Source organism: Microbacterium sp. MYb64, from assembly GCF_002979495.1.
GTDB classification, from domain to species: Bacteria; Actinomycetota; Actinomycetes; order Actinomycetales; family Microbacteriaceae; genus Microbacterium; species Microbacterium azadirachtae_A.
Genome location: NZ_PCOW01000001.1, coordinates 230,916 through 247,673, shown reverse-complemented (window position 1 = coordinate 247,673; position 16,758 = coordinate 230,916). Strand labels below are relative to the sequence as shown.

The following is a 16,758-nucleotide window of genomic DNA, read 5'->3' as shown; positions in this document are numbered from 1 at the left end:
CGCTGCCGCACGGATGACGGTTGTTGTGGAGGGCCAATGGTTCGCGGCTCATATGCCAAGGGCATCGCCAAGCGGGCGGAGATCCTCGAGGTCGCGCTCGATGTGGTCGCGGAGATGGGGTGCCGCAACGCACCCAACGTCGAGATCGCTCGTCGGGTCGGGCTGACCCAGGCGGGGCTCATGCACCACTTCGGATCCCGCGAGGAGCTGTACATGGCTGTGCTCCGTGCTCGCGACGAGCGGGACACCGAGGCCCATTGGATCAACGAGCCGAACTTCGCCGGCTTCCTCCGCGTGATCGAGCACAACACGACGGTTCCGGGACTGGTGCAGTTGTACGTCGAGTTCTCCGCGGAGGCGAGCATCGGCAAACACCCGGCGCACGAGTTCTTCGTCGAGCGCTACGAGTGGGTCCGGCAGTCGACGAAGCAAGCGGTGCGGGTCGCACAGGACAGCGGTGAGTTCGGGCCGAACGTCGATGCCGACATCGTCGCCGACCTCGTCGTCGCCACCGCCGACGGCCTCCAGCAGCAGTGGCTGCTGGACCGCTCGATCGACATGGTGGCGAGGCTCCAGACGCTGTGGAACGGGATCGCCATCCTGTCGAAGCTCCCCGGCGAGAACTAGCCCCCTCGATTCCCCCTCCACTTCCGAGTCGTCCCCGTCAGCGCACGCCATAGGGTGCGCTGACGGGGACGACTCGGAAGTAGGCGCGACGATAACAACGCCGCTCCAGGCTCCGCCGCGGCAGCCGGAGCGAGACGACTCGTCGTTTCCGAAACACGCTTGCCACCGAATACCTGAGCATGGCAGGTTTTGAGATGCGGACCCCGATCTCGTCACAGAGCCGTGACAAGATCCCCGCAGATTGAGAGAAGCATTCATGAGAAGAAGCCTCATCCGCGTCGCCGTGGCCACCGCGGCCATCGTCGCGGCGACCACGCTCACCGGACTGTCGGCCACCGCGGCCCCGACGAGCGACGCTGTCCGCGCGGGCAACGACAAGTCCGACAAGAAGGCGGTCGTCATCTATCTGACCCGTCATGGACGCACCATCCTGAATCAGACCGACACCGTGCAGGGCTGGGCGGACTCGCCGCTGCTCGTCGGCACCCGACCTGTGGCGACCGCACCTGTCGCGAAGCTCGATGAGGGCCGCCCGCTGGCGGCTGCGGTCGGCGCGCGCCTCAAGGCGACGGTGGGCAAATTCGACGCGGCGTACTCCGGAGACGGGAAGCGTCATTTCGAGACCGCGACCTACCTCCTGCAGGGCGCAGACCAGACCCGGCTCGCGGTCACCCAGGACTGGCGCCTGCGCGAGATGAACTTCGGCCGGTACGAGGGCAAGGAGAACAAGGAGATGTGGTCGGCCGCGGTCGAGCACCTCGGCTACACGATCGATCACGACGCCGCACCGACGGCCCCCGCCGACGCGACGGGACAGAACGGCGGCTGGCAGACGATGCAGGGAATCGCGATCACGCAGCAGGGCCTGTACGGCATGATGGCAGCGATCAAGGCCGTGGCCGATGCACCGCAGCTGGGCCTTCCGGCCGAGGACTGCGCAGACGTGAACTCCCGGATGACCGCGGCGTTGACCGAGATCGCCACGAAGGCCAAGAAGAAGGACAGTGCGGTCCTCGTGGTCTCCAGCGGCATCTCGATCATGTGCTTCGCGAACGGACCCGACATGCGCACGGTCGATGGCGGAACACCAGGAATGCCCCCGGCAGGCGTCCCGAACCTCGGCGTGACGAAGGTCATCTTCAAGGACGGCGGCTTCAGGATCGACGGGGCCGTCGGAAGCAAGGACTACTACCCGCAGCCGTGACCAGCGCACCCTGATCGTCATGAGCGGGGGTCAGGACTCCGTCCTCCTTCCTGACCCCCGCTTTCGGCGGCGCGCCGGAGTTCGAGCTCTACGCCCGTCGAGCGCGGTGCCTCCGCACGGCGTCGCGATTGGCGCAGCGCACGGAGCAGTAGCGCTGCCGCCCGTTGCGGGTCACATCGGCCACGACGTTCGTGCACGGCGCTGCCGCGCAGCGCCCGAGCCGGGACATCCCCCGCGTGACCAGGTGCAAGGATGTGCCGACCATGATCACGGCGCGCAGCACGCGCGGCAGCGAATCCTCCTCGCCGCGGTAGTGCAGGTGCCAGCCCTCGCCGTCGTGATCCGTGAGCCGCGGATACGCCGCCGCGGCCGCCATCTCCGCATTCAGCAGCACCGTGCGCTCATCCGGCGACGATGCATCGACGACGCGGAGCCAGTCGTCGATCACCCTTCGCGTGTCGGCGTGGTCCCCGGGGCCCGCGGGGAAGACCATCGTCATCCCGAAATCGCGAGTGCGCTCCTCGATCCCGGCACGATCGGACGGCCAGTCGTTGGCGAGCGATGCCGCCATCAGCACCGCGTACTCGCCGTAAGGGTTGAGATGCATAATGGCATTACATCATCGTGGAGACATGACCGCCACATTCTCTGCCGACACCGCATCGATTCCGCTCGCGCCTCCGGATGCGTCTCGCCCCGCCCCGCCACATGAGCACGCCTGGGTGACGCGATCCCGTCACCGCACGATCGACGGCACGCTGCTGTACGTGCACTGCGTCGGGTGCGGCGCGCAGCGCGTGGACCTGCATGCCGCCGGCGCCGCAGCCCCGACCGCGCTCAGCCGCGCGCTCGGAGCCGGCGAGACCACCGGGTCCGCCGAGGCCGTCAGCCGGCCGTGAGCTCGACGAGCTTCCGCACCGTCCGCAGATTGCGCGCCGTGCCGGCCACGCCCAGGGCGCGATCCAGAACCGGGCGCGTGAGCTTGCTGGAGTGCACTCCCCCGGCGCCGAAGTCGATCCAGAGGTCGTTTCCGCGCAGGGCGATCCGCTCGCCGGGCTGCAGTCGTGCGGTGAGCGCCTCGACCGCGTCGGCCCGCGGCTCCCCCTCGAGGAACATCGCGTGCAGCATCTTGTCGGCGGCGGCGTCGGGGAACGGGTTCTCCTCGATCGCGAAGACCAGATCGTCATGCGTGCGCAGGATCACCGGGGTGTCCACGCCGAACGCGTCGTGGATCAGCGCCCGCACCTCCGCGCACACCGCCGCCGGATCCGCGGGAGCATCGCAGATGACGTTGCCACTCGCGATGTAGGTGGTCACCGCGCCGAATCCCCCGCGGTCGTTCATGAGCGTGCGCAGCTCGGCCATCGGCACCCTGTTCGCGCCGCTCACGTTCACGGCGCGCAGGAGCAGGGCGCAGCGTTCGACGGTCACTCCGCGGGGCCATCCGCCGGCGCGGTCGGGCCATCGGCAGGAGGCACGAGCTCCGCCCCGGCGTGCGCGAGCTCGGCCAGTGCAGCCGCGCTCGACTCCGCGCCGACACCGGCGACGAGGCGCGTCAGGATCCGCACGTGCACGCCGTGCGCGATCGCGTCGGATGCCGAGGCGCGCACGCAGTGGTCGGTCGCGATGCCGACCACGTCGGCAGTGAGCACGCTGTGCGCGGAGAGGATCCCCGCGACCGTCTCATCCGCCTCTGTCACCCCCTCGAACATCGAGTAGGCGGGGCGTCCCTGCCCCTTGCGCACGTGGTGCGTGACGGCCGCCGTCTCCAGCAGCGGGTCGTAATCGGCGCCCTCTGTGCCGGCGACGCAGTGCGCGGGCCAGCTGTCGACATAGTCCGGCGCGTCGGAGAAGTGCCCTCCGTTGTCCCCCGTCGCGTCGTGCCAGTCCCGGGAGGCGACGATGACGTCGTAGTCGGACGCGTGGTCGCGGAGCAGCGCGGTGATACCGCGGGCGACGTCGTCGCCTCCGGCCACCGCGAGGGCGCCGCCCTCGGTGAAGTCGTTCTGGACGTCGACGATCAGCAGCGCGCGGGACATGCTCCGAGCGTACGCCGAAACGACGAAACCCCCTCCGAGGAGGGGGTTTCCGGTCGAGCCGCCCAAGGGAATCGAACCCTTGACCTTTTCATTACGAGTGAAATGCTCTGCCGACTGAGCTAGGGCGGCGCACACCCCGAGAGGTGCGCATGCGGTGAACCGCACGATCAACGATCTTACCCTGTCCGCGGGTGTGCTGCGAACCACGCGCACCCCGGGCGCGGCCCGGTCACGGCGATGACCGCTTCCGGGCCGCAGAGGGCACTACTCGCAGCGGATCCCCGCCTTGTCCGGCACGGTGCCGTCGACGAAGTACGCGTCAACGGCGTCGTCCACGCACGAGTTGCCCTTGTTGTATCCGGTGTGGCCCTCACCGACGCGGGTGATGAGGATCCCGCCCTCGAGCTGCTTCGCGAGCGACTCGGCCCAGGCGTACGGGGTCGCGGGATCGTTGGTCGTGCCGACCACGAGGATGGGACCGGAGCCCGCCGCCGTGATCTCCCCGCGCTTGCCGGTGGGCGGGTACGGCCACTGCTCGCAGGGGTCGGGGCCGTCCCAGTACGGGGCGATGGTCGGCGCTTCGGCCTTGATCTTGGCGTCGGACGCGGCCTTGGCCGCCGCGTCGTCCTCCAGCGGGTAGTCCATGCAGTTGTAGGCACGGAACGCCTCTGTCGAGTTGTCGGTGTACTTGCCGTTCTCACGGTTGTTGTAGAAATCCGCGAGCTGGAAGGCCACCGACGGGTCGCCCTTCAGCACCGCGGTCAGCGACTGCGTCAGGTACGGCCAGCTGTCCTGCGAGTAGAGCGCCGCGACGATCGAGGTCATCAGGGTGTCCGCGCCGAGCATGCGACCGTCTGCGTTCTTCTGCGGCGAGCGGTCGACACTGGCCAGGAGGGCGCTGAGGTCCTTCATGGCCTCATCGACGGTGCCCTGGAACGGGCACTTCTTGTCTTTCAGGCAATCGGCCATGTACGCACGCAGAGCGGATTCGAATCCGACCGCCTGCGTGGTGCTGACGTCGAGGCTGGAGACGGCGGGATCCAGGGCGCCGTCCAGCACCAGGTGCCCGACCCGCTCGGGGTACAGCTGGGCGTAGGTCGCGCCGAGGAAGGTGCCGTAGGAATAGCCGAGGTAGTTCAGCTTCTTGTCGCCGAGGACGCCGCGCAACAGGTCCATGTCGCGTGCGGAGTTCACCGTCGTGATGTACGGCAGAATGCCGTCGCTGTTCTGCACGCAGGCGTCGGCGAAGCCCTTGTTGGCGGTCTTCTGCGCGGCCGTCCACTCATCGCCGCCGCGAGAGCCGGGGCGGATCCCGTACAGGTAGTCGTCCATCTGCGAGGCATCGAGGCACTTCACGGCAGTGGAGGATCCGACGCCGCGCGGGTCGAAGCCGATCACGTCGTAGTTCTTGATGAGCGTGGGGCTGACCGCGTAGTCGAGGCTCGACTTGATCAGGTCGAGGCCGCTCGCGCCGGGACCGCCCGGATTCGTCAGGAGCGAGCCCTTGGCGGCGCCGGTGGCCCTGTGGCGCACGACGGCGAGGTCGAGGGATCCCTTCCCCGGGTCCTCCCAGTCCAGCGGCGTCTTCACGGTGGTGCAGTCCATGCCGCTGCCGCAGGCCGACCAGTTCAGCTTCTGCCCGTAGAAGGGCTTGAGGTCTTCGGCGATGCCCGACGTGTCGGGGCTCGCCGTCGGCCCCGCCGACGTGGACTGCGCGGGGATCATCGAATACAGGCAGCCCGACAGCGCGATCGCGGCGACGACGAGACCCGCCACCACCACCGAGATACGGCGCAGGCGCGAGGGGGAACGCGTGTTCATGGTCTCCTCCCGCTCGTGACGGTCACGAGCAAGCTCTCGAGGGCGAGCGCGGGGGCGACGTTGCGCTCCAGTGCTTCCCTGGTCTCGGCGAGATGGTCGAGCACGACGAGCGTGCGCTCCGGCCGCCAGGCGGCCGCGAGGGCGGCGAGCTCTGGCGCGAGCTCGGCGTTGATCAGCACGTCGTCGCGGCCGAACTGCAGCATCACCACATCCCGGAACAGCGACTGCAGATCGGTGAGCACGCGGTCGAGACCGTCGCGCACGCTGCGCTTGGCGCGCTGCTTCTGCTCGTCCTCGAGCGCGTTGATCTGCGAGCGCACGGCGGGCGGCACGGCCTGCCCCTCGGCGATCCCCACCGTGTGCAGCAGCGCGCGCCGTTCTGACTCGTCCCGCTCCGCGGTGAGCGCCTTCGCATCGTCCGTCGCCGCCTGCACGATCTGCCCGGCGACCTCGACGGCGTCGTTGACGCCGCGGGCGCCCAGCACCGCACGCAACGTCTGCTCGCGGCGCGCGCGGGCGGCGGGGTCGGTCGCGAGCCGCTGCGCCATGCCGATGTGCCGCTGTGCATGCCGCGAGGCCTGCTCGGCGACGACGGGATCGGCGCCGGTACGGCGCACGATGAGCTCCGCCACCGCGGACACGTCGGGCTCGCGCAGCCGCAGCGACCGCACGCGGGACCGGATCGTGGGAAGCAGATCAGCCTCGCTCGGTGCGCACAGGATCCACACCGTCTGCTCGGGCGGCTCCTCGAGCGCCTTCAGCAGGACGTTCGAGGTGCGCTCGGTCATGCGATCGGCATCCTCGACGACGATGACGCGATACCGCCCGCTGGACGGGCCGAAGTAAGACCGCTCGACGAGCGCGCGCGCCTCGGCGATCGAGATGATCACCTTCTCCGTGCGCAGCACCGTCACGTCGGGGTGGGTGCCGGCGAGCACCTGGCGCATGGTCTGCTCGTCATCGGGGTGCTCGGCGATCAACGACGCGGCGAATGCGGTGGCGAGCGTCGAACGACCGGATCCGGGCGGGCCGGTGATGAGCCACGCGTGCGACATCGCGGCGGGATCGGCGACGGCGGTGCGCAGCGTCTCGACGGCGGCGTCCTGCCCCCACACGTCCGTCCACGGAAAGGGAGCGAGAACGGTGGCCGGCATGCGGTCAAGCCTAACCGGGGAGAGCGACATCGCACGCTCCGTCCAGGAGCGAGCGGCTCGGACCGGCCTCAGGCCAGCAGCGTCGCCACCCTGGCGCGCACCGCTGCGGCGATCTCGTCAGGATCCTGGGCGGCGTCGACGACCAGGAAGCGCTCCGGTTCGGCCGCCGCCAGCGCGAGGAACGACTCGCGCACGCGCCGGTGGAACTCCTCGCGCTCGGCCTCGAGCCGGTCGAACGGCTTCTCCGCCGAGTCCAGGCGACGGCGCGCGATGACGGGATCCAGGTCGAGCAGCACGGTCAGATCGGGCAGAGCGCCTTCGGCGCCCCACAGCGACAGTCCGCGCACCTCGTCCGCATCCAGCACCCGGCCCGCGCCCTGGTAGGCGACCGAGGAGTCGAGGTAGCGGTCCTGGATCACGACCTCGCCGCGATCGAGCGCGGGACGCACGACCGTCGCGACGTGGTGCGCGCGATCGGCGGCGTACAGCAGTGCCTCGGCACGGGGCGCGATGTCGCCGCGGTGATGCAGCACGATGTCGCGGATGAGCACGCCGACCTCGGATCCGCCGGGCTCGCGCGTGCGCAGGGCCTTCCAGCCCTGGCCGCGCAGCCACTCCTCCAGCAGCGCGGCCTGGGTGGTCTTTCCCGTCCCGTCGCCGCCCTCGAGCGTGATCCAGAGGCCGCGGCCCGCGCTCACGCGCCGGCCTGCTTCTTCGCCGCGTTGGCGGCCCTCGTGGCTGCGGCCTTCTTCGCCGCGGCGGAGCGGGCAGCAGCCTTCTCGGCGTCGGTCGTCGCCGCCTTCTTGGCCGGCGCCTTCTTCACCGCGGTCTTGGCCGGCGCCTTCTTTGCGGGCGCCTTCTTCGCGGCGGTCGCACGGGATCCGCGCTTGGGCGCCGGTCCCTTCGCGCGCTTGTCCGCCAGCATCTGCACGGCGATCTCGAACGTGACGTCCTGCACCTGCTGTCCGCGCGGGATCGTCACGTTGGTCTCGCCGTCGGTGACGTACGCGCCGAATCGGCCGTCGCGGATCCGGATCGGCTTGCCGCTCACGGGATCCGCCTCGAACTCGGCGAGCGCGCTCGACGCACGCCGGGCACCGTACTTGGGCTGGGCGTAGACCGCCAGCGCCTGCTCGAGATCGATGTCGAAGATCTGCTGCTCGCTTTCGAGCGAGCGCGAGTCCGCACCCTTCTTCAGGTACGGCCCGAAGCGGCCGTTCTGCGCGGTGATCTCCTCCTCGGTCGCCGGGTCGACGCCCACGACGCGCGGGAGTTCGAGGAGCTTGAGCGCCGTGTCCAGGTCGATGGTGTCGACCGACATCGAGCGGAACAGCGACGCGGTACGCGGCTTGGGGGCCGCCTCCTTCTTGGCGCCGCGCTTCGGCTTGGGAGCCTCGACGACCTCGCCGGTGGCCTCATCGACCTGGTCATCGTCCGAGACCGGATCGTTCTCCTGGATATACGGACCGAAGCGGCCGTCCTTGACGACGATGACCTTGCCATTGTCCGGGTTCTCGCCGAGCACGCGGTCGCCGGCGACGGGCGCGTCGATGAGCTCCTGCGCCTTGACCGCCGTCAGCTCATCAGGGGCGAGATCCTCCGGCACGTTGACGATGCGCGGCTTCGCGTCGGGCTGCGCGGGATCGGCGACCTCGAGGTAGGGGCCGTACTTGCCGAAGCGGAGGGTCGCGTTCTCGGTGATCCGCGTCGCGTTCAGTGCCCGCGCATCGATCTCACCGAGGTTTTCGACCACCTGACGCAGGCCCACGTGCGCGTCGGATCCGAAGTAGAAGGAGTGCAGCCACTCGATGCGCTTCTGCTCGCCACGGGCGATCGCGTCGAGGTCGTCCTCGAGCGCCGCGGTGAAGTCGTAGTCGATGAGGTCGGCGAAGTGCTGCTCGAGCAGCCGCACGACGCTGAACGCCATCCACGTCGGCACGAGCGCCTGACCGCGCTTGGTCGCGTAGCCGCGGTCGATGATCGTGCCGATCGTGCTCGCGAACGTCGACGGGCGGCCGATCCCGTGCTCCTCGAGCGCCTTGACCAGCGACGCCTCCGTGTAGCGGGGCTTCGGCGTGGTGCGGTGCGGCTTGGCCTCGGCATCCGCGACCCCGAGCACGTCACCCACGGCGACCGCGGGCAGCGACTGGTTCTCGGCGGCATCGGCGGCGTTGCGGCGCTCGTCCTTGCCCTCCTCGTACGCCTCCAGGAAGCCCTTGAAGGTGTACACGGTGCCGGATGCGGTGAACTCCGCGGTGCGGCCTTCCGCTTCCACGGCGATCGTGACGGTGGTGGTCTCGTACTTCGCGTCGGACATCTGGCTCGCGACCGTGCGCTTCCAGATGAGGTCGTAGAGGCGCTGCTCCTCGCGGTCCAGCTGCGAGGACACCGACGAGGGCGTGCGGAACTGCTCGCCCGACGGACGGATCGCCTCGTGCGCCTCCTGCGCGTTCTTGCTCTTGGACTTGTAGACGCGGGGCTTGAGCGGCACGGCGGCGTCGCCGTAGAGCGCGACCGCCTGCGACCGGGCCGCCTGCACCGCCTGGGTGCTGAGCGCGGTCGAGTCGGTGCGCATATAAGTGATGAAGCCCTTCTCGTAGAGGCGCTGGGCGACGCTCATCGCCTGCTTCGCGCTCATCGAGAGCTTGCGTCCCGCCTCCTGCTGCAGCGTGGAGGTGGTGAACGGCGCGTAGGGGCTGCGCGTTCCGGGCTTCGCCTCGACCTTGGAGACGGTGCCGGATCCGACCGCCTCGACGGCCGCGGCGAGCGCGGCGGCGGCCTTCTCATCGAGGACGACGACGGCCTTCTTCAGTGCGCCGTTGTCGTCGAAGTCGGTGCCGCGGGCGATCGCGCCGCCGTCGAGGCGCACCAGGCGCACGCTGAACGAGGTGCCAGAGGCCGCGGCCTTGGCGTCGACGTCCCAGTACTCGGCGGACACGAACGCCATGCGCTCGCGCTCCCGGTCCACGATCATGCGGGTCGCGGCGGACTGCACGCGACCGGCGGAGAGCCCGGACTTCACCTTGTACCAGAGGACCGGCGAGACGTCCCAGCCGTACAGGCGGTCCAGGATCCGGCGGGTCTCCTGCGCGTCGACGAGCGCGAGGTCGAGCTCGCGGGTGTTGCCGACAGCGGCCTGGATCGCGTCCTTGGTGATCTCGTGGAACACCATCCGCTTGACCGGGACCTTCGGCTTCAGCGTCTCCAGCAGGTGCCACGCGATGGCCTCGCCTTCGCGGTCCTCATCGGTGGCGAGCAGGAGTTCGTCGGCGGTCTTGAGCGCGCGCTTGAGCTCGGCGACGGTCTTGGTCTTGCGATCGGAGACGACGTAGTAGGGGTCGAAGTCGTTGTCGACGTCGATCGAGTACTTGCCGTATGCCTGCTTGTCAGCGGCGGGGATGTCCTTCTTGTCGGCGAGGTCACGGATGTGACCCACCGAGCTGAGCACCTCGAAGCCGTCGCCGAGATAGCCCTGAATGGACCTCATCTTGGTCGGAGACTCGACGATGACAAGCTTCTTGCCTTGCGCCACGGGTGCGTCCTTTCGTCGAAGCACACCATACACACCGCACCGGAGCCGGGGACTCAGCGCGGTCATCCGTCGCCGGCAGGAAGTTCGGGTGGTCCTGCACGGGATCCGGCGACAGCCGGGAATCCAGCGTACGCCGCCGAGACATGCACGATGACCACGGCGCCGTCGATGCGGCAGTCCTGCAGGGTCACGGCGTTCGCCTCGGCGACCCTGGCTGCAAGGGCGCACGGCTCCTCCGAGACGGGGATCGCACCGGAGAGAGCATCGGCGCCCGCGAGCGCTGCGGCATCGGCCCCGGCCGCCAAGCGCTGCGACGTCGCTCCGGCTCCACCGACCATGACCGCGCCGAGCCCGAAGGCCGCGAACACGGCGATCCCGCCGACCGCGAGGACGGAACCCGCCATCACCGGCCTCCGTCCAGCGCGCAGCCGGTCGCCCGGATCGGCACGACGATGCCGCCGAGGAGGCGGGCCTCGGCCGACGCCGTCACGCAGACGAGCGACTCGGACCTGGCCACCGCAATCCCCGCGACCCGATCCGCGCGCGCCACCGCAGCTCCTGCACCGCCCGCATCGTCGCCGCGCCCGAGGATGCGCGCCGCGTCGGCCACCGCATCCTGCAGCACCACCATGCGCATGCCAGCCCCGAGCCCGCCGACGCCGAGAAGCAGCGTCAGCACGACGATCGGCAGTGCCACCGCGATCTCCGCCGTCACGGAGCCGCGCTCCCGGTCGGCGCGTGCCGGGATCACCCGGTCGCCACCGGCGCGGATCGGCGGCGCCGGGCGCGTCGGCCGGCTCATGCCACCGTCAGCGCCCGGCGCACCAGGTCCGTCAGGATCCCGCGCACCTCATCCGAGCGCATGATGACGACGAGCAGGCCCGCGAAGGCCACCGCGGCCATCGTCGCGATGGCGTACTCCGCGGTCGCGGCGCCGGTGTCGTCGCCGAACAGCAGAGCTGCGCGCCCTCGTGTGAGCGGCGGCAGCGCCCGCGCGACCGGCGTCATCGGGGCGACGGGCTTCTGCGGTGCCGATGACCGCGTCGCGGTCGCGGCGGGACGGATCTGATCGTTCATGATGTTCCTTCTTTCTTTCTTCTTCTTCCGGAATGACGGCGCCCGATCGAGCGCCATCGGACTCAGGCGAACGGCAGCGGGGTCGTGGACAGCACGCTGAGGATCAGGGGCGCGACGCCGAGCAGCATGAACGCAGGCAGCGTGCATGCCCCGAGCGGGAGGAGCAGGCGCGAGCTCAGCCGTGCAGCCCCGGTGCGGCCGACGGTGCGGGCGTCGCGGCGCGCGCGATCGGCCTCCGCCCGAAGGAGCTCGACGGCGGGCACCCCGGCGGCGGCGGAGAGGCGCAGCACGCGCTCGATCGCCTCCTCCGCTGCCGCGGAGTCATCGCCCACGCCGGTCTCCTGCTCGACGAGGGCACGGGCACGGGGAATCGCGGTTCCGCCGGTGAGTGCGACGACGAGCAGTTCCGCGCGGAATCCGGGGATGCCGGCTGCGGGCGCTGCACGGCGCACGAGCGACCTCGTCCACGCCCGCGCGCCCAGCAGCAGCCCGAGTCCCGTGGCCAGGCAGATCCACCCTGCGGGCTGCGTGAGCAGCATCGTCACGGTGTCGAATCCGAGCGCGGTTCCGAGCAGCAGCCCCACGAGCGGCAACCACAGCATGAGACGCGCGGTACCAGCGGGTTCGGCGAGCGCGACCGAGATCTCGGCTCTGATCTCACCGGCGCCCTCGAGGGCCGCCGCGATCGCTCGCAGCACCTCGCCCAGGGGCGCGCCGACGGTCGAGGCGATCCCCCACGCCGCGCCGACCATGCGCCACGTCCCGCCCCTGGTGCGGATGGCGTCGGCCAGAGCACGCCCCCGCTCCACGTCGGCGAGCACCTCGACGGCCTCGGGCGAACCGCTCTCCGCCAGGTGCCGCCAGACCGTCAGCGGGGCGGCACCGGCCTGCAGCAGGACCGCCAGCGTCCGCACCACCTCGGCGACCTCGGCCTCGGAGGGCTCCGCTCCGCGCCGACGCACACGCTGCTCGCGGCAGCTTCGGAGCGCGACAGGCCCCCGCCCGCCCTTCACCATGGCCGGACCTCCTCGATGCCGAGATGCTCGCCATCCCGTCGCAGCACGCCCACCTGGGTGAGCCGGCGCAGGCCGCCCGCGGCGCGCACGAGATGCAGCACGTATGCGAACGCGCTCACGGCCTGGCGCGCGAGCGCCGGCGGATCCATCCCCGCCAGCGCGCCGAGCGCCTCCAGCCGTGCCGGCACGTCGGCGAGCCCGCTCGCGTGCAGCGTGCCCGCGCCGCCGTCGTGGCCCGTGTTCAGGGCGGTCAGCAGCTCGCGGATCTCCTCGCCCCGGCACTCCCCCACGATCAGCCGGTCGGGCCGCATCCGCAGCGACTCGCGCACGAGCCGCGCGACGCTGATCGCGCCGACGCCTTCCAGGTTCGGCTGCCGCGCCTCGAGCGAGACATGGTGCGGGTGCCGGGGACGCAGTTCTGCGACGTCCTCGATGGTCACGATCCGCTCGTGCGGCGGGACGTGCGCGAGCAGAGCCGCCAGCATCGTGGTCTTGCCGGTGCCGGTGCCGCCCGTGATCAGGACGTTCTTCCGACCGCGCACCGTCTGCTCGAGCCAGGCCCGCTGCGCCAGGTCGATGGCCCCGAGCCGGACGAGGTCATCCAGATCCGCCGCATGCACCCGGGGGATCCGCACCGACACGGCCGTGCCGCCGGTCGAGACCGGGGCGAGCACGGCATGCACGCGCACCCCCGACGCGAGCCGCACGTCCACGCAGGGCGCCTGGTCGTCGAGATGCCTGCCCCCGAGGGCCACCAGGCGCACGGCGAGCTCCCGCACCTCGCGCTCGGAAGCCGTCCATCCGGGCACCGCCTCGGCGCCGGCACCGCGATCGAGGAAGAGCCCGGCGGCGCCGTTCAGGAACAGATCGGTCACCTGCGGATCGGCAGCATGCACCGCGAGGTCGCCGAAGGCCGGATCCAACGCCAGCCGCTCGGCGGCGGCTGCGGATCCACGCGGGACGATCACGAAGGGCGAGGCCATGTCCCGACGCTAGGCACCCGCGTTGCGGCTCGGGACGCGGTCCGCGCAATCCGTGCACAACCCGCTGCGCCGCGAGCCTGTGCAGAACGAGCACGCGCGTGCGGAGCGTGCAGCCGTGGCAGCGACTCCGGGCAGCGACTCCACAGGAGAATTGCCAGTCCGAAGGACGGTTCCGGCCGAATCCTCCTGCAGACATGCCAACGTCCTGCAGATCTGCAGGCCCGCGGACCGGATCCGGCGTGGACGCGACCAGACGCGACGGAGGAAGAGGAGTGGGCGGCACCCCACGGGGGGAATGGGATGCCGCCCGTCTGCGGCCGACGGAGGGGGACCGTCGGAGCCGCAGGAAAGCCGGATTCGATTGATCGGCCGTCGGACAGTGTACGTCCGAAAGGGCACCGTACAAAACGGATCCCACTACCGACTTCCGTCGGTAGTGGGAGACGATGGGCACAGCTAGATTCGCCGATGTCCCGGCTCACGCCGCGATCCCCCCGCCGCAAAGGAGCGCCCTCTCACCATGAGCAGCCAGATCGATCACGTCTTCGACGAGACCCGGGTGTTCCCGCCCTCCCCCGAATTCGCCGCGGCGGCCGTCGCTCAGCCGGAGATCTACACCGAGGCGGCCACCGATCGCGAGGCGTTCTGGGCGAAGCAGGCCCGCGAGCTGAACTGGCACACGCCGTTCACCGAGGTGCTGGACTGGTCGACCCCGCCGTTCGCGAAGTGGTTCGCCGACGGCGAGATCAACGTGGCCTACAACTGCCTCGACCGCCACGTGGAGGCCGGTAACGGCGACCGCGTCGCCCTGCTCTGGGAGGGCGAGCCCGGCGACGAGCGGCGCATCACCTACGCCGAGCTCACCGACGAGGTCAAGCGCCTCGCGAACGTGCTCGAGGGCCTCGGCGTCGGTCACGGCGACCGCGTCGCCATCTACCTGCCGATGATCCCCGAAGCGGTGGCCTCGATGCTCGCCGTCGCGCGCATCGGCGCGATCCATTCGGTCGTGTTCGGCGGGTTCAGCGCCGACAGCCTGCGCTCGCGGATCGATGACGCCGGCGCGAAGCTCGTCATCACCGCCGACGGCGGCTACCGCAAGGGCAAGGCGTCCGCCCTCAAGCCCACGGTCGACCAGGCGCTCGCCGATCGTGGCGAGGGCGAGCAGAACACGGTCGAGCACGTGATCGTGGTCAAGCGCTGCGAGAACGAGATCGACTGGAACGACGAGCGCGACCTCTGGTACGGCGACGTCGTCGGTGCGGCATCGAACGCGCATGAGGCGCAGGCGTTCCCGGCCGAGAACCCGCTGTTCATCCTCTACACCTCCGGGACCACCGGAAAGCCCAAGGGCATCCTGCACACCTCCGGCGGGTACCTCACCCAGGCGTCCTACACGCACCGTGTCGTCTTCGACCTGAAGCCTGAGACGGATGTCTACTGGTGCACCGCCGACATCGGCTGGGTCACCGGACACTCGTACGTGACGTACGGACCGCTCGCGAACGGCGCCACCCAGGTCATGTACGAGGGAACGCCCGAGACTCCGCAGCAGGGACGCTGGTGGGACATCATCCAGAAGTACGGCGTGACCACGCTCTACACCGCCCCCACCGCGATCCGCTCGTTCATGAAGCTCGGCCGCGAGATCCCGAACCAGTACGACCTGACCTCCCTGCGCCTGCTCGGCTCGGTCGGCGAGCCGATCAACCCCGAAGCCTGGATCTGGTACCGCGACGTCATCGGCGGCAGCCGCACGCCGATCGTGGACACCTGGTGGCAGACGGAGACCGGGGCGATCATGGTCTCCCCGCTTCCCGGCATCACCGCGACCAAGCCGGGTTCGGCACAGGTGGCGCTGCCGGGGGTGTCGATCGATGTGGTCGACGACGACGGCAGGCCTCAGGGCGCGGGCGGCGGCGGACTCCTGGCGATCACCGAGCCGTGGCCGAGCATGCTCCGCGGCATCTGGGGCGACCCCGAGCGGTTCAAGGAGACGTACTGGGAGAAGTTCGAGAAGCAGGGCTACTACTTCGCCGGCGACGGCGCGCGCTTCGACGAGGACGGGGACCTGTGGCTGCTCGGCCGGGTCGATGACGTGATGAACGTCTCCGGGCACCGCCTCTCCACCGCCGAGATCGAATCGGCGCTCGTCGCGCACGAGGCCACTGCCGAGGCCGCCGTGGTCGGAGCCTCCGACGAGACCACGGGCCAGGCGGTCGTCGCCTTCGTGATCATCAAGGAGAGCTACCTCAAGGCGCATGCACCCGAGGGCCTCGCGCAGCTGCTGCGCGGCTGGGTCGGCGAGCAGATCGGCCCGATCGCCCGCCCGCGCGACGTCTACATCGTCGCCGAGCTGCCCAAGACCCGCTCCGGCAAGATCATGCGCCGCCTGCTGCGCGATGTCGCCGAAGGCCGTGAGGTCGGCGACACCACGACGCTCGCGGACACGATGGTGATGTCGACGATCTCGGCGCAGGTGAAGTAGGCCTCCGAACCCGTCGAGGATCCGGATCCCCGGACGACAGAAGGGGCGCTCTCCGCGGAGAGCGCCCCTTCTGTCATGAGGACTCAGGCGAGGGTGAAGACGACCTCGACCTCGACCGGGCTGTCCAGCGGCAGCACGGCCACGCCCACCGCTGCGCGGGCGTGCTTGCCGGCGTCGCCGAAGATCTCTCCGAGCACCTCGCTCGCCCCGTTGATCACGCCGGGCTGGCCGGAGAACGACGGGTCGGAGGCGACGAAGCCGCCGACCCGGAGCACGCCGCCGAGACGATCCACGCCACCGGCCGCATCGGCCGCCGCGGCGATCGCGTTGAGCGCGCACAGGCGGGCGAGGCCCTTGGCGTCCTCCGCGGGGATCTCCGCACCGACCTTGCCGGTCGCGGGCAGGGACCCTGCCACGAACGGCAGCTGGCCGGAGGTGTGCACGAGTCCCGCGTGCACACGGGCCGGCACGTAGGCGGCGACCGGGGCGGCGACGGACGGGAGCTCGATGCCGAGCTCGGCGAGACGGGCGCTGATGGTCATGCGGATTCTCCTTCGAACTGACGCGCGGCCTCTGCCGCCGCGGAAAGACCGGTGTTGGCGGCCGCTTCGCCGCCGACCGGACGCTTGAGGTACGCGACGAGCCCGCCCTCGGGCCCCGTCACCACCTGCACCAGCTCCCAGCCCTGCTTTCCCCAGTTGTTCAGGATGGCGGCGGTGTTGTGGATCAGTAGCGGTGTGGTGAGGTATTCCCACGTGGTCATGGCTCTCCTGGAGGGACGGACGCGCTCTGGCGCGTCAAAGTTTGCGTTCAGGGAACT

18 protein-coding genes and 1 tRNA gene are annotated in these 16,758 nt (G+C 70.3%); 4 read left to right on the top strand and 15 right to left on the bottom strand.

All coding sequences use genetic code 11. The annotated features are described in order from the left end of the window. Nucleotides 1–36 precede the first annotated feature (36 nt). Nucleotides 37–627 carry a TetR/AcrR family transcriptional regulator gene (locus tag CQ044_RS01185; protein WP_105686275.1) on the top strand — a complete coding sequence of 197 codons (591 nt, stop codon included), beginning with the start codon at nucleotides 37–39 and terminating at the stop codon, nucleotides 625–627. Between the two features lie 256 nt (nucleotides 628–883). After that, nucleotides 884–1,831, top strand: coding sequence for a histidine phosphatase family protein (locus tag CQ044_RS01180; protein ID WP_105686273.1), 948 nt, complete (start codon nucleotides 884–886; stop codon nucleotides 1,829–1,831). An 88-nt stretch (nucleotides 1,832–1,919) separates the two neighbouring features. On the opposite strand, the gene CQ044_RS01175 is transcribed toward CQ044_RS01180, so the two are convergent. Then, a complete protein-coding gene (locus CQ044_RS01175; RefSeq protein WP_105686271.1) occupies nucleotides 1,920–2,438 on the bottom strand; it encodes a CGNR zinc finger domain-containing protein in 519 nt (172 codons plus the stop codon). A 115-nt stretch (nucleotides 2,439–2,553) separates the two neighbouring features. Here CQ044_RS01175 and CQ044_RS19495 point away from each other — a divergent pair, with 115 nt between their 5' ends. Continuing rightward, on the top strand, nucleotides 2,554–2,730 hold the full coding sequence (locus CQ044_RS19495; RefSeq protein WP_181158152.1) for a hypothetical protein: 177 nt from the start codon (nucleotides 2,554–2,556) through the stop codon (nucleotides 2,728–2,730). Here CQ044_RS19495 and CQ044_RS01165 read toward each other — a convergent pair. The 12 genes from CQ044_RS01165 to CQ044_RS01110 form a co-directional block, all read right to left on the bottom strand. Continuing rightward, nucleotides 2,717–3,262: a DUF1697 domain-containing protein gene (locus CQ044_RS01165; protein WP_105686268.1), complete on the bottom strand. Its 546-nt coding sequence runs from the start codon at nucleotides 3,260–3,262 to the stop codon at nucleotides 2,717–2,719. The genes CQ044_RS19495 and CQ044_RS01165 overlap by 14 nt on opposite strands. After that, on the bottom strand, nucleotides 3,259–3,870 hold the full coding sequence (locus CQ044_RS01160; protein ID WP_105686266.1) for an isochorismatase family protein: 612 nt from the start codon (nucleotides 3,868–3,870) through the stop codon (nucleotides 3,259–3,261). Before CQ044_RS01160 ends, CQ044_RS01165 begins: the two co-directional genes overlap by 4 nt. 56 nt (nucleotides 3,871–3,926) lie before the next feature. Continuing rightward, nucleotides 3,927–3,999, bottom strand: a tRNA-Thr gene (locus CQ044_RS01155). 135 nt (nucleotides 4,000–4,134) lie between these two features. After that, nucleotides 4,135–5,691, bottom strand: a complete 1,557-nt coding sequence (locus CQ044_RS01150; protein WP_105686265.1) for an alpha/beta hydrolase — start codon at nucleotides 5,689–5,691, stop codon at nucleotides 4,135–4,137. Beyond that, a complete protein-coding gene (locus tag CQ044_RS01145; protein ID WP_105686264.1) occupies nucleotides 5,688–6,845 on the bottom strand; it encodes a DNA polymerase III subunit delta' in 1,158 nt (385 codons plus the stop codon). The genes CQ044_RS01150 and CQ044_RS01145 overlap by 4 nt, the downstream gene beginning before the upstream one ends. Nucleotides 6,846–6,913: 68 nt before the next feature. Next, nucleotides 6,914–7,543 (bottom strand): dTMP kinase, encoded by a 630-nt coding sequence (gene tmk / locus CQ044_RS01140; protein ID WP_105686262.1) that lies wholly within the window; start codon nucleotides 7,541–7,543, stop codon nucleotides 6,914–6,916. Next, complete coding sequence (gene topA / locus CQ044_RS01135) at nucleotides 7,540–10,377, bottom strand: type I DNA topoisomerase (protein WP_105686261.1); 2,838 nt, start codon at nucleotides 10,375–10,377, stop codon at nucleotides 7,540–7,542. Before topA ends, tmk begins: the two co-directional genes overlap by 4 nt. 62 nt (nucleotides 10,378–10,439) lie before the next feature. Next, nucleotides 10,440–10,781: an Rv3654c family TadE-like protein gene (locus tag CQ044_RS01130; protein ID WP_105686259.1), complete on the bottom strand. Its 342-nt coding sequence runs from the start codon at nucleotides 10,779–10,781 to the stop codon at nucleotides 10,440–10,442. Further along, nucleotides 10,781–11,179, bottom strand: a complete 399-nt coding sequence (locus CQ044_RS01125; protein WP_258133093.1) for a hypothetical protein — start codon at nucleotides 11,177–11,179, stop codon at nucleotides 10,781–10,783. The genes CQ044_RS01130 and CQ044_RS01125 overlap by 1 nt, the downstream gene beginning before the upstream one ends. Then, nucleotides 11,176–11,385 carry a DUF4244 domain-containing protein gene (locus CQ044_RS01120; RefSeq protein ID WP_045273627.1) on the bottom strand — a complete coding sequence of 70 codons (210 nt, stop codon included), beginning with the start codon at nucleotides 11,383–11,385 and terminating at the stop codon, nucleotides 11,176–11,178. Before CQ044_RS01120 ends, CQ044_RS01125 begins: the two co-directional genes overlap by 4 nt. Nucleotides 11,386–11,516: 131 nt before the next feature. Continuing rightward, nucleotides 11,517–12,470 carry a type II secretion system F family protein gene (locus tag CQ044_RS01115; RefSeq protein ID WP_105686258.1) on the bottom strand — a complete coding sequence of 318 codons (954 nt, stop codon included), beginning with the start codon at nucleotides 12,468–12,470 and terminating at the stop codon, nucleotides 11,517–11,519. Continuing rightward, entirely contained in the window at nucleotides 12,464–13,453 is a 990-nt protein-coding gene (locus tag CQ044_RS01110; protein ID WP_105686256.1) for a TadA family conjugal transfer-associated ATPase, read from the bottom strand. The genes CQ044_RS01115 and CQ044_RS01110 overlap by 7 nt, the downstream gene beginning before the upstream one ends. A 520-nt stretch (nucleotides 13,454–13,973) precedes the next feature. Here CQ044_RS01110 and acs point away from each other — a divergent pair. Further along, nucleotides 13,974–15,938: an acetate--CoA ligase gene (acs, locus tag CQ044_RS01105; protein ID WP_105686254.1), complete on the top strand. Its 1,965-nt coding sequence runs from the start codon at nucleotides 13,974–13,976 to the stop codon at nucleotides 15,936–15,938. A gap of 83 nt (nucleotides 15,939–16,021) precedes the next feature. On the opposite strand, the gene CQ044_RS01100 is transcribed toward acs, so the two are convergent. Next, entirely contained in the window at nucleotides 16,022–16,480 is a 459-nt protein-coding gene (locus tag CQ044_RS01100) for a RidA family protein (RefSeq protein ID WP_105686253.1), read from the bottom strand. Then, entirely contained in the window at nucleotides 16,477–16,701 is a 225-nt protein-coding gene (locus tag CQ044_RS01095; RefSeq protein WP_045273420.1) for a hypothetical protein, read from the bottom strand. The genes CQ044_RS01100 and CQ044_RS01095 overlap by 4 nt, the downstream gene beginning before the upstream one ends. Nucleotides 16,702–16,758 lie beyond the last annotated feature (57 nt).